Origin of the sequence: Paenibacillus sp. FSL R5-0636 (assembly GCF_037974255.1) — a bacterium.
In the GTDB taxonomy this organism is placed as follows: Bacteria; Bacillota; Bacilli; order Paenibacillales; family Paenibacillaceae; genus Paenibacillus_AQ; species Paenibacillus_AQ odorifer.
On the sequence record NZ_CP150232.1, the window covers coordinates 491,401 to 505,995 of the forward strand.

The 14,595-nt window shown below is 45.6% G+C and carries 13 protein-coding genes; 8 read left to right on the forward strand and 5 right to left on the reverse strand.

The annotated features are described in order from the left end of the window. The first annotated feature begins 143 nt into the window (after nucleotides 1-143). Nucleotides 144-2,186 carry a methyl-accepting chemotaxis protein gene (locus tag MKX34_RS02180; protein ID WP_235219477.1) on the forward strand — a complete coding sequence of 681 codons (2,043 nt, stop codon included), beginning with the start codon at nucleotides 144-146 and terminating at the stop codon, nucleotides 2,184-2,186. A gap of 109 nt (nucleotides 2,187-2,295) precedes the next feature. Here MKX34_RS02180 and MKX34_RS02185 read toward each other — a convergent pair whose 3' ends face one another. The 3 genes from MKX34_RS02185 to MKX34_RS02195 form a co-directional block, all read right to left on the reverse strand. Beyond that, entirely contained in the window at nucleotides 2,296-3,258 is a 963-nt protein-coding gene (locus MKX34_RS02185) for an L-lactate dehydrogenase (RefSeq protein WP_036682652.1), read from the reverse strand. Between the two features lie 402 nt (nucleotides 3,259-3,660). Further along, nucleotides 3,661-4,161, reverse strand: coding sequence for a cytochrome c biogenesis protein CcdC (locus MKX34_RS02190; protein WP_036682651.1), 501 nt, complete (start codon nucleotides 4,159-4,161; stop codon nucleotides 3,661-3,663). A 207-nt stretch (nucleotides 4,162-4,368) separates the two neighbouring features. Next, complete coding sequence (locus tag MKX34_RS02195; protein WP_036682650.1) at nucleotides 4,369-4,629, reverse strand: GlsB/YeaQ/YmgE family stress response membrane protein; 261 nt, start codon at nucleotides 4,627-4,629, stop codon at nucleotides 4,369-4,371. Between the two features lie 249 nt (nucleotides 4,630-4,878). On the opposite strand from MKX34_RS02195, the gene MKX34_RS02200 reads away from it, so the two are divergent. After that, nucleotides 4,879-5,928 (forward strand): lactonase family protein, encoded by a 1,050-nt coding sequence (locus MKX34_RS02200; protein WP_076215053.1) that lies wholly within the window; start codon nucleotides 4,879-4,881, stop codon nucleotides 5,926-5,928. Nucleotides 5,929-6,056: 128 nt separating this feature from the next. On the opposite strand, the gene MKX34_RS02205 is transcribed toward MKX34_RS02200, so the two are convergent. Continuing rightward, a complete protein-coding gene (locus MKX34_RS02205) occupies nucleotides 6,057-8,324 on the reverse strand; it encodes a hypothetical protein (protein WP_076297290.1) in 2,268 nt (755 codons plus the stop codon). A gap of 389 nt (nucleotides 8,325-8,713) precedes the next feature. Here MKX34_RS02205 and MKX34_RS02210 point away from each other — a divergent pair, with 389 nt between their 5' ends. The 4 genes from MKX34_RS02210 to MKX34_RS02225 all read left to right on the forward strand — a co-directional run bounded on the left by MKX34_RS02210 (nucleotide 8,714) and on the right by MKX34_RS02225 (nucleotide 12,115). Next, nucleotides 8,714-9,841, forward strand: coding sequence for a sulfate ABC transporter substrate-binding protein (locus tag MKX34_RS02210; protein ID WP_036682645.1), 1,128 nt, complete (start codon nucleotides 8,714-8,716; stop codon nucleotides 9,839-9,841). A gap of 93 nt (nucleotides 9,842-9,934) precedes the next feature. Continuing rightward, nucleotides 9,935-10,783, forward strand: a complete 849-nt coding sequence (gene cysT / locus MKX34_RS02215) for a sulfate ABC transporter permease subunit CysT (RefSeq protein ID WP_036682643.1) — start codon at nucleotides 9,935-9,937, stop codon at nucleotides 10,781-10,783. Nucleotides 10,784-10,909: 126 nt separating this feature from the next. Further along, entirely contained in the window at nucleotides 10,910-11,773 is an 864-nt protein-coding gene (gene cysW, locus MKX34_RS02220; RefSeq protein ID WP_036682641.1) for a sulfate ABC transporter permease subunit CysW, read from the forward strand. Nucleotides 11,774-11,890: 117 nt separating this feature from the next. Continuing rightward, on the forward strand, nucleotides 11,891-12,115 hold the full coding sequence (locus tag MKX34_RS02225) for a YezD family protein (RefSeq protein ID WP_036682638.1): 225 nt from the start codon (nucleotides 11,891-11,893) through the stop codon (nucleotides 12,113-12,115). A gap of 632 nt (nucleotides 12,116-12,747) precedes the next feature. Here the strand turns inward: MKX34_RS02225 and MKX34_RS02230 are convergent. Further along, nucleotides 12,748-13,056, reverse strand: a complete 309-nt coding sequence (locus tag MKX34_RS02230; protein ID WP_038568468.1) for a hypothetical protein — start codon at nucleotides 13,054-13,056, stop codon at nucleotides 12,748-12,750. Between the two features lie 179 nt (nucleotides 13,057-13,235). Here MKX34_RS02230 and MKX34_RS02235 point away from each other — a divergent pair, with 179 nt between their 5' ends. Both MKX34_RS02235 and MKX34_RS02240 read left to right on the forward strand, forming a co-directional pair. Next, entirely contained in the window at nucleotides 13,236-13,649 is a 414-nt protein-coding gene (locus tag MKX34_RS02235; protein WP_256717653.1) for a GNAT family N-acetyltransferase, read from the forward strand. A 232-nt stretch (nucleotides 13,650-13,881) separates the two neighbouring features. Next, nucleotides 13,882-14,514 carry an NAD(P)H-binding protein gene (locus MKX34_RS02240; RefSeq protein WP_076297292.1) on the forward strand — a complete coding sequence of 211 codons (633 nt, stop codon included), beginning with the start codon at nucleotides 13,882-13,884 and terminating at the stop codon, nucleotides 14,512-14,514. The last annotated feature ends 81 nt before the right edge of the window (nucleotides 14,515-14,595 follow it).

Consider the following 14,595-nt stretch of genomic DNA (forward strand, 5'->3'; position numbering starts at 1 on the left):
TGAGCTTTAGGATTCCAGTTTTAGGGGTCTTAGGGCTTATTTTTTTTATTTGCCAGCAAAGAATTTGTCTTTTTTTGCCGATATAGAAGATATATCCACATCAGGAGACATTATAACAAATGGAGTGAGGAGGCTATTTCATCGTGAATGAAAATGAAATGAAAGGAAACAAGATGAAAAAAATGAGAAAAAATGTAACGAAGAGAAAAGCGACGTCAATTCAACTTAAGTGGTCATCTGTTATATTAGCTATTGCAATCGTGCCGCTCATGGTAGCGACCATATTTTTACTTGATTATTTCGGCAATGTCACACGCACAGACAGTGAGCAAATGGCGCAGGACACCATTAATACGAACACATTCCGGATGGATGAGTGGCTATCCAACAAAACCTCGTCCGTAAAGGATCTGGTGTCCCAGCATCCTGAGTTCGATTTTACGAATCCAGCGAGTATCTTCCCTGTGATAGAAGTGCTGGAGGAAAGTGACAGTGAGACAGAAGGTTACAGTGTCATCAGTAAAGACGGCCAGTTAACTAATATGATGAACATGACCGCAAGTGTAGCAGATGCGAGCTATTTCTTGAAAGCGAAAGAAACGCATGCGCCTGTGTTGGGGGAAATGTCCTATCTGGAGCAGCTTGATAAATATATCATTCCGATCGTAGTTCCTGTCATGGATAAGGATAAGCAATTTATGGGAGGTATTGTCTTCTCGATTACTCCTGAAGTTCTTGCCCAAATGAGTAATGAAATTACTATGGCGGATACCGGATTTGGATACGTAATCTCAAATGATGGCATGTATTATACTTATCCAGACGTCAGTCGTATGGGCAAAAAAATTACCGATTACGCTAAAGAGCCGGCTCTTCAGAAGGTCGTTGACAAGATTTTGAGCAACAAAGAGGGGTCCGAAACTTATAAGGGCGAAGATGGTAAGAAAGTCATTACATACTTTAAGACCATTCCAGATACTGACCTGAAGCTTCTTGTAACAGTACCGGAGAAAGAGGTTTTTGCCAAAGTGACCTCTGCACAAAGAACAGCAATGTTCATCTTATTGGCAGTTATACTCGTCATAATTTTTGTTTCTCTCTACCTTACTCGCCTTATCGTTAGACCCATTAAAGCTATTTCCTCCACTATGAAAAAGGTGGCAGAGGGTCATCTGAATGAGAGGGTTAAAGTGCAATCCGGAGATGAAATCGGCGAGATGAGTCAAAATATCAATGATATGATTGAGACACTCTCCGGTATTGTCAACAAGATTGATACAACGGTAGTGGAGGTTTCTTATTCCTCAGAAGGAATGCTGAAATCGGCTCAACGGTCGTCTTATACTTCAGCAGAGGTAGCAACAGTTATCCAAGAAGTGGCTCAAGGAATGGAAGAGCAATTCAGAGGCTCGGAGCAATCGGCAAGAGCAACGGAAGAGATGGCCGTAGGTTTGCAACGTATTGCTGAGTCCTCTGCAGCGGTATCAGATCAGGCTGAGACGGTCAACTCAGAAGTAGAGAGTGGCTATTTGGAAATCCAATCTACACTGCAACAGATGGCTGTTATCAGTTCCACAGCTAATCAGACAGCCGAGATGATTGGTAAATTAAGTGAGCAATCGGAACAAATCGGACAAATTGTGGATGTAATTTCTGAGATATCCAATCAGACAAGCTTATTATCTTTAAATGCTTCTATTGAGGCTGCCCGAGCTGGAGAACATGGCCGTGGCTTCGGTGTAGTTGCGAATGAGGTGAAGAAGTTAGCGGAGCGGACGAACAGTTCCATCATTAGTATAGTGGAGCTGATCGGCGGCATTCAGTCTTCGACAACAAGTGCAGCGGATTCCATGAAGAAGAGTATTGAGGAAATTGGCGATGGAATGGGAAAAATGCAAAACGTCGGTGTTTCCTTTGATCATATCCGTTCTTCGATCCGTGAAGTATCGTCGCAAATACAGGATGTGTCAGCAATTAATGAAGAGATGTCAGCTGGCACAGAAGAAATAACGGCTTCTATATCCGATATGCTCGGAATAGCTAAAGAATCTGCTGAGAATGCTCAGGCGGTCTCATTAGCTTCAGCGGAGCAGACGGAGATTATGAAGGATGTCGTGTCCTCGGCGGAATCACTTAATGAAGTGATGTCTGTGCTGAAAGAAGAAATCGAGAAGTTTAAAAAGTAGGAGATAAACTGAGATTCATCTCCTTATAATACAAAAAATCGCTCTTTGGGAGCTGGTGGGCTTATTTCATCAATTCCCAAAGTAGCGATTTTTTTTGTTCTTTATGAGATTAAATGCTTTCTTCCAGCTGTAGACTCTCGATGCCTGCACGTACAATATTGCAGGAGTTGTTCAATTTCTGGGTTTCCTCTGTATTTAAATTAAGCTCCAGCAGCTCTTGAATCCCAGTGTTGCCTATAATGGCGGGCACACCCGTGCATACACCACTATGTCCATATTCTCCATCCAGAATGGCGGATACGGCGATAATTTTGTGCTCATCATTCAGGATCGAACGGGTAATGTAGGCAAGTGCGCTGCCAATCCCGAAATGTGTGGAGCCTTTACGGGTGAAAATTTCCCAGCCGGCATCTTTTGTCTTGCGGGAGATATCCTCCAGATCCAGATGCGGGAACCGCTCGCGATGCTGATCCAAGATTTGTAGAATAGGCTTGCCGCCAATTGTCACATGGGACCAAGCTACAAATTGAGATTCGCCATGTTCACCTAACGCGTAGCCATTAACACTACGCGGGTCAATGGAGAACACATCGGAGAGCAGTGTTTTTAGGCGCGACGAGTCAATGGAGGTTCCGGTACCGATAATTCTGTGGCGAGGCAGACCTGATATTTTCCAGACCATATAAGTGACAATATCGACCGGATTAGCGGCGACTACGAATATTCCATCAAATCCCCCAGCCATGATGTTGGTAATGATTTCTCTAGTAATAACAGCAGAGGCTTCCAATACGTCAAGTCGGGTCTGCCCGGCTGTTGGATTAGCACCAGCGGTTAAGATAACTACATCCATCTTTGCACAATCGCTATAGGTTCCGGCATATACCTTTGTGCGTGTGCTTGTGAAATCCATACAGTGCGAGAGATCAAGTGCTTGTGCCATAGCCCGATCATAGGTGCGGTCGATCATCATTATCTCGTCACAAATGGCCTGATTAACCATGGAGTAAGCACAGCTTGAACCCACCATTCCTGCCCCGACGATGGCTACTTTTCTCGATTTACTTTTCAATTGCCTTGTCCTCACTCTCTAAAAGTTATACGCAGTATAGGTTTCCAAATGATATTTATTTCAGCATTAAGGTCTTTTGGAAGCTTATCGTTAGGTATGCTTATAGTTTAACGTATCCCTTCGCAGGTTACCTGACATCGGACTTACAAAGAGTATATTTTTTCTTTTTAATGCTGAATAGGTGACATAATGAGTTAGATATTTTAGGTGATCTATCCCTATAGTGTATGTAAAGTACTAAAAGAGGATGTAATAAGAGGATGGCTAATTGATGTCAAAAAAGGGTGGAAAGTAGAAAAAAGCAGAGGATATAACATAAGCTTGAGTTACAAGAGGTAAGAAGTCATCTCAAGGATATCGGGTAAGCACCCTGAGATGGCTTCTTAGGATCATTGTTGACAATCATGGCTGGGGCAGCAGACTCCCCGAGGAAGTCATAGCCTTATAACGCTTGAACATAAAAAATCTCCAATGAACAATCATGCCGAAGGCTAAAATAAAGAACAAACCACCGGACTGTGGGATAGACACATAACGGTTAATAAATTCATGGAGTAAAGTGCGGACTAGAAGAAGTCCGAGCAGGATAAACGCAAAGCTCTTGGAGCGTTGAGCATAAATTTGTCCATCACGTTGTTCAAAATGGGTGCTGCGTATAAGAGGATACGCGAAGATGAACCAGCCAATCAGAAAGGCGACTGCCGCCCACCATAATGGGAACCTGACCGCAGGTGCTACAAACATGGCAAAACCCGTCGACATACCGAGAGGTGGAATCCATATTTTTCGAATGGTAACCGGACGTGCGCTTGCTTTTAGACGAATGAAAATAACCATCAGCGCCATGAACAAAGCCCCTAATGTAGAGCCAATATGTAGAAGCGAGGGGTTTATGTTACCCATGATACACGACCTCTCTATGATTTCAGTCACTTGTATCTTCATTATAACAGAAAAACGATGGCAAAACATTGAAGTGTATTGGCTCCATACCCGCTACAATTCCAGCTTAGGAATTATTTCTTAAAGGAGCGATACATACAAAAATCCCCGCCAGAGCATACTCTGACGAGGATTTATTGATGCGAATATTATTATCTCAGCCCAGACTTACGAACGGCTGCGTCCACTTGTCGAGCGGAGAATAAGGCTCACGATAAAGATCAGCACAACCGCACCGATCAAAGAAGGGAAGAAGTAGAAATCACTTACTTTAGGTCCCCAGCTTCCCAGAAGCACGCCACCGAGCCATGAACCGATAATACCAGCGATGATATTACCGATAACACCACCAGGAATATCTCTGCCCATAATCAGACCAGCCAACCAACCAATAACCCCACCAACGATTAACATCCATAGAAAACTCATGTTACTTCAACTCCTTCGTTTTGTTGTTTGCGATGTCTACTATTAACCTTTGTGACCATCTTTAAACCACATGGAAAAACTTACTTCTTCCGGAATAGTTAGGGAGTAGGCTCTAAATGCAGTTTCGATAATGTATTACAACTATAAACATGCTATAGTGAAAAAATATTATAAAATTATGAGTAAACCCCTATTAGTAAAGGGTAAGTAAGAAGTAATACAATACATAAAGATAAAGGAGCCACTATTATGGAACGGGCTAATGAGGCATTGTTTTATGTAGGAACGTATAACTCTGAGAATGAGAAGGCGATTCAGTTATGTGCGCTTAGTCTTTTATCGGGGGAAATGAGAATTCTTGAGGGTACCGAGGGAATTGAGAACCCATCGTTTTTAGCTGTGAATAGTGCAGGCAGCGTGTTGTATGCAGTTAGTGAGAAGGATCAAGGTGAGGTTTACGCATATGCAATTGATCCCGCAACTAAAGCGTTGCAATCACTTGGAAGTCGTTCTACGGAAGGCGGCGCTCCTTGTTATGTCTCCATTAGTCCTAAGGAAGATTACATATTCGTCTCCAATTACTCGGGAGGCAATGTTAATGCTTTTCCTGTAAATGAAGATGGTTCGCTTCAAGAAATGTCCGACCAAGTAAAACATGTGGGTTCAGGCATTCGTGAAGACCGTCAGGAGGCTCCGCATCCGCACTCTGTCATTCCGGACGCAAGTGGTAGACATGTGCTGGTGTGCGATTTGGGACTGGATCAAATTGTGATCTATCGCCCTGAAGAGGGCAAACTGGTAAAACATCGTGAGCTTAATCTGCCACCTGGTTCAGGTCCACGTCATCTGGCGGTGCATCCCTCTGGACAATGGATTTACCTGGCGAATGAACTGAATTGTACAGTAACGGCATTTGCTAATGATGAACAGGATGCAAATCTAAATAGTTTACAACATCTTAGCACGCTTCCTGATAATTATACTGCTGGTAGTGACGATACAGCTTCCGATATTCATGTCTCCCCTTGTGGCAGATTCCTGTATGTCTCCAATCGCGGACAAGACAGTATCGCCCTGTTCCATATCGATAAATTAACGGGTCTGCTTGAAGCAGTGGATTGGCAGGTTACCGGCGGGCGTACTCCGCGTAACTTTGCAATTATTGGGGATAAGCTGCTTGCTGCTAATCAGAATAGTGATAATATTACCTCGTTCTCCATCGATAGTGAGAGTGGCAGATTAATCCCTACAGGAAATGAATTGGAAATGAAGTCACCTGTTTGTGTGCAAGCGTTGTAGCTGAGACTAGGTTATTGTATGTCGTAAAAATAAGGGCTATTCCCGTAATCCATTCATTTTTTCGTGAGTGGAGGTTGGGAATAGCCCTATTTTGCAAATGAAGACCTAAGGATAATAGCAAGTGATTGTTAAAATGTATTTCTGATACCTAAATCGTAAAAACCGATGTCATCAAGCATGATCCGGTCGCCTTCTTCTTCAAGATAGAAGGTGATTTCCGTCAGGTTGTCAGGATCCAGCTCTGGTTCTTCCTCCTGAAATTGTTCGAACGGCATCTCGTAGGTTTGAAATACAGCTTCGGAAAGGTCGCCGTATTTGCCATCGTTTATCCGCTCTTCAAGCCATGGGAATAACGTGAACTGAGTTTGTGGAAGTGGCAGTATGTCCATTACTTCATCCAGCGTCAAGCGTGCTGAGGTATCGTTATGGTCAGTTAACTCCACCTCAACCTTTGGAGGTTGTGGAGCATCCATTTCTTCATTCATGTCACCATTCAGATTTGCCATGGAGAACGTAAGGCCATCTGCCCCTAAAAGAGCAGTTTCAGTACGGACGCTGTCGTTAAGCTTAATGTTGTAATAAGCCTCTTCGTTTTTGCTGGCTGTGCGTTCAAGGACAACACCATAGGTGGCTTTGCTTTTTGACTCCCGGTCTTTAGCTAACTCTTCTGACCAAGAAACACCCGATGCTGCTGCTGTTCCCAGTTCTACAGTGTTTTTGTTACGGTCATCGTCAAATGTGGCTACAGGACGATATCCCCCGCTTTGGAATCTATTGTAGTAGGCGGTATCTGGTAACCACTTCAGTCCGCTGCGATAATCCCGGAACAAGCTTTGGTATTCCTCTTTTTCATGCAAGGTGGTCTCTAAGAAAGCTGATACATAGACCTTGGCGATTTGCCGTTGTTTGTCTGCATCCATGATTTGTGTCCGATTTAAAAAGAGTCCAGCTGGCAAGGTCTGATCATACCCGCCCCAATCGCTGTTGAATTGACTGTGATTGGCATCCGCAATATACAGCGAGCTTTTGAAAGCAGATGATCCTTGGGAATAGGAAGTGCGTATATACTGCCGATCACCATAGAAATCATGTACATCTCCATCGCGGGCTCCCTGCAAGGTCAAATAATTGATGTCTTTGAGACGGGCTTGCTGGTCATCTATTGTTTTGTCCGTCGGTGCAAGCGCAATTACAGAGGTTATATTAAAGCGATTAACTGCCGCCATCACCGGATCATCCTTAAACCAACGAGTGGCATCCGCGGCCATAGCTACGGCTTGTCCTCCGCGGCTATGGCCGAGCAGGGCGGTTTTTGTGAAATCTATTTTCTGATAAAAAGGACTGCCCGGATCATCTGAAAAATCTGCTAGCTGCTCTAAATGTTTCAGTAGGATCCAAGTACGTACTTTAAAATCATTGTCCGGAATGCCGGACCAAGCAGAATAATTCAGGAAATTCTCATCGAGCGAGATCGCGATAAATCCCCGGCTTGCCAATAGTTCGCCGAGATAAGCGTACCCGCCATCAGAGTAATCTTCCATCATATGATTGCCGTGCACCATCAGCACTACTGGATATGGACCTTCACCTTCTGGCATCCATACGCGACCATTCAGGGGAAGTGCCTTATAATCGAAACCCCAGAATAAAGTGCGCAGCTTTGACCAATCCTTAATATAAGCAGAAGCATCGGCCGTAGAGGATATCAAGCTTGTATCCTTGCCGTATTCGGCACGATGAAGATCGGTACCACTGGCATAGGTGAAGGTCTGATAAGCTAGATTGCCTGGTATTCCCGGATCGGAGGCTGTCAGTGGAACGACTTCCGTATCGTTGATATCGACCGACTCTGAAATAGGCAGTTCTTGTACTCCGCTTGCCAGCGCAAGTGGGGAAAAAGTCACCGCCACTGTTAGCAGAAGCCCTAGTGTTATTCTTTTGCTGCGGAGCAGGCCGATGGCTAGTCCGCCTAATGCCCCTAGCAGTGCAAGCACGACCGCGATGACAACCGCGGCTTCAATCTCAAAATCTGCGTAATATAAGATTAGTAGAATAGCTCCAAAATCACTCAATACACAGCCTGCAAATAATCTTGGGATACGCAGTCCGGTCAACGCTAGCAGAACAGCTAAGATATTGCCGGAAAACGCCAGCAGGACAGTGCCTGCACCTGCAGCAAGAGCGATATCCGTAGGTTTACCTAATCCAGTAGGAATGCCTAACACGGCACTACTAAAGGCTAAAAAGCATACTATCCAAAGACCGGCTATAGCTGTTCTCCAAACTGCTGTATCGTAACGGTAGGTTCCCCTAATTCTTCGTCCAATTTCTTGAGCCATACGTCTGTGGAGCCGTGGTTTCAACGGCGCAGGGACGTACTCTAACTCCATACCCATGAGTCTCTCCCCTGACATAAAGCGGTATTTTCTCTTAACCCATAAGCTGTAGCAATAATATTACTTTATAGCATCAATAACAAGTGGATCTTACAGGAACCGACCCCATAGCTTGTACGGTGTGGTGTGTGGGAGTTTTCTTTGACATAGGCTGGAAAAAAAGGTTTGACACAGTTAAAGGGTTTCAGTATTATATCCATATAAACCAACTAAGTAGATAGGAATAATTGAAGAAAGTTCTTACCGTACGAACGGAGGAACGCCTGCATTAGGCTCGCAGACACGGTCTTAGGACCGGTTTGACCTGCCATACGTAGGCTTTCCTCCGTTCTTTTTGTGTTACCCAAGGGTTTGTCTGGTACGAGAAAAAACATGGGGGAGTGGAAGAGATGAAGAAAAAGATGAATAAAGGGCTTCTTGTAGGGTTTAGCTTGTTGCTGACGGCAGGGCTTACTGCTGCTTGCGGCAGCAATAACAATAACGGCAATAGTGCTAGTCCGGCAACAGACGCACCAGCAACAACCAATTCAGCGGAGGCCACAAATGCGGCTGAAGCAACAAAAACTCCATCTAAAGATCCAGTAGAACTACTGAACGTATCTTATGACCCTACTCGCGAATTGTACGAGAATTATAATAAAGCTTTTGCTGCCTATTGGGAGAAAGAAACAGGACAGAAGGTCACCATTAAACAATCCCACGGTGGATCAGGGAAACAAAGCCGTGCTGTGCTTGATGGTCTGGAAGCGGATGTTGTGACATTAGCACTTGGTTATGATATTGATGCCTTGCAGGAAAAGGGACTGATCAATGAGGGCTGGCAAAGTAAATTCGATCATAATAGCTCGCCTTACACCTCGACTATCGTGTTCCTTGTACGCAAAGGGAATCCGAAAGGAATCAAGGATTGGCCAGATCTGCTCAAAGAGGGCGTAGAGGTTATTACACCAAACCCGAAAACATCAGGTGGAGCACGCTGGAACTACTTGGCAGCTTGGGGCTACGCACTAGACCAGAACAATAACGATGAGGCTAAGGCTGAGGAATTTGTAAAAGAACTGTTCAAGCATGTGCCAGTGCTGGATACCGGCGCGCGTGGATCTACGACAACGTTTGTGGAGCGTGGAATTGGTGATGTGCTGATCGCATGGGAGAATGAAGCCTATTTATCTGTGGAAGAGCTGGGACCGGACAAATTTGATATCGTGAATCCTTCGGAGAGTATTTTGGCTGAACCGCCAGTAGCTATAGTAGATAAGGTTGTGGATAAAAGAGACACGCGTGAGGTATCCGAGGCGTACTTGAAGTACCTCTATAGTGAAGAGGGACAAAAAATCGCGGCTGAAAACTACTACCGTCCTACATTAGATAGCGTGAAAGAAGAATACAAAGATAAGTTCCCGGAAATCAAGCTGTTCACATTGGCTGACAAATTCGGAACCTGGAAAGAAACGCAAGAGAAGCATTTTAATGATGGCGGGATCTTTGACAAGATTTATGTGCCAGGTGCCAAATAACAGATGAATGAAACGCAGGATGTAATCATTGAGATTTGTCCCGGTAGGGGCTGATCGGCTAAAAGGCCGAAGGCGAGAAAGGATGAATAGGGGATGAATGTCACCACTACGGCTACACCAGCAGCAACACGGCGCAAAATACTGCCCGGCTTCGGGCTGACGATGGGCTACAGTGTACTATACCTGAGTCTAGTGGTTCTACTGCCACTTTCGGCGCTGCTGTTCAATTCTACAGGTCTGAGCTGGGCGAAATTCTGGGATGTAGCTACGGACCCGCGGGTATTAGCCTCGTATCGTGTGAGCCTGTCGACAGCTGCTGCGGCCGCTTTTGTAGATGCAATTCTAGGACTTTTGCTGGCGTGGGTACTGGTACGTTATGAATTTCCGGGCAAAAGAATATTTGATGCGCTGATCGATCTCCCGTTTGCCTTGCCGACAGCTGTAGCCGGTGTCTCTTTGACGGCGCTCTATGCAGGCAATGGCTGGATTGGGTCTTGGCTTGAGCCGCTGGGATTAAAGGTGGCATTCACTCCGCTCGGGATTACCTTGGCTTTGATGTTCATCGGCATACCGTTCGTTGTCCGGACGGTGCAGCCGGTGCTGGAGGATTTGGACAGAGATATGGAGGAAGCTTCGGCAACCCTTGGCGCAGGCCGCTGGAGAACCTTTCGCTCAGTAGTACTGCCTGAGCTGTTCCCGCCACTGCTAACAGGTTTTGCTCTAGCTTTTGCCCGGGGCATCGGTGAATTCGGCTCCGTCGTATTCATCTCCGGTAACATGCCGATGAGGACGGAGATTGCTCCGCTGCTTATCATGTCTAAACTGGAGCAATATGATTATGCCGGAGCTACCGCCGTAGCCCTGCTATTGCTCTTCATTTCCTTCCTTATGCTGCTTGTTATTAACACACTTCAGCGCTGGGTTCGTAAGACTTCTCGTTGAGGGTAATCTCCGTGACAGCTGACATCCGATCATGTTCAAACTTACTCGGAGACAATTCGTATCTGTTGTCGATACTGCATACTCGAAGTATCTTGTCTTCGTAAAACCCTTAAAGGAGGAATAATTTTGGCCGGTACCGTCCCCCTCTACACCCCCCGGCTACAAAAGAATGCGTCCTCGTCCGCGACAACAGAAACCCCAATTGTAAAATGGGTGTTGATCGGAGCGGCTGGGCTAGTCCTTTTTTGGCTGATTGCTCTGCCATTAGTTGTTGTGTTAACCGAGGCGCTGAAGAAGGGCTGGGATGTATATATAGCTGCCCTGACTGATCCGGATGCCCGCTCAGCGCTGCGATTGACGCTGCTTGTTGCAGCGGTAACGGTGCCTCTGAATACCTTTTTTGGTGTAACAGCGGCGTGGGCTGTAACCAAGTTTCGTTTCCGCGGCAAAGGGTTTCTAATTACCTTGATTGATCTCCCTTTTGCAGTTTCGCCTGTCATCGGCGGTCTAATCTTTGTGCTCGTCTTCGGTGCTAACGGATGGTTTGGTCCTTGGCTAAGCGCACATGATATCAAGATTGTATTTGCGCTTCCGGGTATCGTGCTAGCCACGTTGTTTGTGACGTTTCCTTTTGTAGCGCGTGAGTTAATCCCGCTGATGGAGGATCAGGGTACACAGGAGGAAGAAGCCGCAATTACACTCGGAGCACATGGGTGGCAAATCTTTTTCAGAGTCACACTGCCTAATATTAAATGGGGATTACTATACGGCATTATTTTGTGTAATGCGCGGGCCATGGGTGAGTTTGGTGCGGTTTCTGTGGTGTCCGGGCACATACGTGGGGAGACGAATACGCTGCCGCTGCATGTTGAGATTTTGTATAACGAATATCAATTTTCAGCATCTTTTGCAGTAGCTTCTTTGCTCCTGTTATTGGCTTTGGTAACGATGATTATTAAAAGCTGGTTGTCGCGAAAAAATGCCCATTGACATGACTTTTAGTTCCATGCTAAGTTAATTCATAGTATACTGGTTGGTAATGACGGAATTGAAGAAATAATGAATTTAGGCGGATACAATCCTTTGGTGAGAAAGGGAGGCTAGAGAATGGCTAAACCGCTGAAAGTGGACGATTTATGGCTTACGCGGATTGCAGGACTTCTGGATGATATGGAATTTGGCTCATTGCATATTGTGGTGCATGAAGGTCAGATTGTTCAGATGGAGCGTACGGAACGCAAACGGTTTGAGAATAGCAGTGGCAACGCAAATGGACGTTATATTGGTGAAAACGGCGGGCGGCGGGCCGATTCTCAATCCGCGGGACGTTGATTCAATCTCTGGGCAATCATAAAGATATATCTCATCTTTTTGGATAAAAGATTATGGAGTTGTCACATAAGCCACGTAATGGCTGCTGGGGCAACTCCTTTTCTTTGTATGCTTGGATATTCTGGCACGTATGACGCATCCCATCGGACTCAGTTGACGCTAAACGCAGTATTATGCCACATTTGCCACGCTAACGGACCGCATAGCTGCTATTGGCATAAAAAACACCACATATGGACCTGATTCTAAGCAATAACGTCCCTGGAGTCCGAAACCACGCTCCAAAAGCTGAAAAGGCGCAAATAACGTCATCTGGGTCCGTAGGTCGCAAGGAATGATGAGTGTTGAAGCAGACCGCTCATGAGTAAGAACACAGTAATATGTCATCCGGGTCCGTAGGTCGCCGGGAATGATGAGTGTTGAAGCAGACCGCTCATGAGTAAGAACACAGCAATACGTCATACGGGTTCGCAAGTCGCCGGGGATGATGAGTGTTGAAGCAGACCGCCCACCAGTAACAGCAATACGTCATCCGGGTCCATAGGTCGCAGAGGATGATCTGTCTTTTACGACTTTTACAAATGATTCGGCCCGTGGGACAGTTACATATTTTGATGTTGCAGGTACGTTTGTTAATAACGAGGGGCTTGGCGTGAGGCGGATACGCCCTCCATTAACAGGATGAACGCAGTGATGGCATGCATAATCCAACCAACGATCGGAATAAAAGCTAAAATCGAGGTGATAATGCCCAGAACGTTACCCATGAATGGTTTATGCTCTCTCTGCAGCACAACAATGGCTACAGCGTGGAGCAAAAAGGCAATGGCCAAAGGGACCCAACCATTTGCAATGATAAAGAGTCCGCCGATCAACGGCAGAGCCAGAAAAGCTTCATAAAGGCATGTTCCCCATTTGAACAGCTTGGCTACAGGAGACATAATGCTTCACCCACCCTTTTATAAATATTGTTACAGATACTATTCCACACAGTCAGTAAAGGAATTCAAGAATATAAAACTTATCCCTCAGTTTCAAAAACATCCCTAGCAGTGAGCCTTGCCTGTGAACCATGCAGTCGTATATAGTGGGAACAGCAATGCTGAACGGAGGAGTGCGGGTGGAAACAACAAGTAAGCTTGATATACGCCATGAACAGCCTTCAGTGGAACAGTATTTGGCGCTGAGAAAAGAAGCTGGGCTGAGTGAAATGAGTGTGGAAGGTGCAGCGATCGGTTTGCCTCGTTCTATTTTTGCGGTAACTTTGTATGAGGAGAATAACCTAATCGGGATGGGGCGGGTGATTGGCGATGGGGGATGTTTTTTTCAGGTCACGGATATCGCGGTCAAGCCTTTACATCAAGGACAAGGTTTGGGAAAGCTGATCATGCGGGAAATCAGAGAATTCCTTAATACTGTACCAGACAAGGCGTATGTAAGTCTGATTGCAGATGGAGAAGCCTCGAAGCTCTACGCACAATATGGTTTTGAATCGGTTATGCCACGTTCTCAGGGAATGTTTTTGCGTCGCTAAGCTAAGGCGAATACATGCTGCTTTTTTTAGTAGAGAGTGCCCCTTGTATTGGTTAAGGGGTTTTTGGTCTGAAAGCGGGTTAGTAGGTGCGATCTGGTTTCGATTGGATCTCAGGGGATAAATAATGTTTAAAGGCTGTAAGGGAAAAGCTATTCAGATGAGCATCAAAAAAATAATTGAGCAGAAGGCTGCACGATAATGGCTTTGCTCGTAGAATGTGAGGAACAACAAGATGGATGTTGTAATATTGGGCGCTTCAGGAACGTTTGGAAAGGCAATTGTACAGGAGGCATTAAAAAGAAAACACGAAGTAACAGCTGCGGTACGCAATCCAGAGTCAATAACTCTCGAACACGAGCGTTTACATGTAACAACGGTGGATATTCTTGATCCGGCTTCAGTAACAGCTGCAGTCCGTGGCCATGAAGAGGTAATCAGTGCTTATGGACCAGGAGCGGGGCAAGAGCAGGATCTGATTACGGCGGCAAAAGCGTTGGTGGAGGGTATGCAGACGGCAGGGTTAAATCGGCTGTTGGTTGTTGGAGGTGCAGGTAGCTTAAAGACTGAAACTGGAGAGCTGCTGATGAATACACCGGATTTTCCGGAAGAGTTTAAACCAGTTGCAGAGGCGCATGCGCAGGCTTATGAGATTTACAAAAATACAGAATTGGATTATACGTATCTCAGTCCTGCTGCGGTAGTTCATCCAGGTCGTCGTACAGGTCATTTTCGCATCGGATTGGACCGTCTTATTCTAGATGAGAATGGTGAAAGCAAGATTAGTGTGGAGGATTTCGCTGTAGCTATGGTGGACGAGCTGGAGGAAGGGAATTTTAGTCGGGCCAGATTTACTGTCGCTTACTGATATCAGACTTGCGCCGGACTTGCGCTCGGACTTGTACTTGGAATTGCGTGTGAAGCTTTGGAACGGTAGATAGCGGAAAGG

Bases quoted from the DNA above. Each gene is read 5' to 3' on its own strand.
- MKX34_RS02190 (WP_036682651.1), bottom strand. From the start codon at position 4,161: ATGGGTAACATAAACCCCTCGCTTCTACATATTGGCTCTACATTAGGG.
- MKX34_RS02195 (WP_036682650.1), bottom strand. From the start codon at position 4,629: ATGAGTTTTCTATGGATGTTAATCGTTGGTGGGGTTATTGGTTGGTTG.
- MKX34_RS02200 (WP_076215053.1), top strand. From the start codon at position 4,879: ATGGAACGGGCTAATGAGGCATTGTTTTATGTAGGAACGTATAACTCT.
- MKX34_RS02205 (WP_076297290.1), bottom strand. From the start codon at position 8,324: ATGGGTATGGAGTTAGAGTACGTCCCTGCGCCGTTGAAACCACGGCTC.
- MKX34_RS02210 (WP_036682645.1), top strand. From the start codon at position 8,714: ATGAAGAAAAAGATGAATAAAGGGCTTCTTGTAGGGTTTAGCTTGTTG.
- cysT (WP_036682643.1), top strand. From the start codon at position 9,935: ATGAATGTCACCACTACGGCTACACCAGCAGCAACACGGCGCAAAATA.
- MKX34_RS02225 (WP_036682638.1), top strand. From the start codon at position 11,891: ATGGCTAAACCGCTGAAAGTGGACGATTTATGGCTTACGCGGATTGCA.
- MKX34_RS02230 (WP_038568468.1), bottom strand. From the start codon at position 13,056: ATGTCTCCTGTAGCCAAGCTGTTCAAATGGGGAACATGCCTTTATGAA.
- MKX34_RS02240 (WP_076297292.1), top strand. From the start codon at position 13,882: ATGGATGTTGTAATATTGGGCGCTTCAGGAACGTTTGGAAAGGCAATT.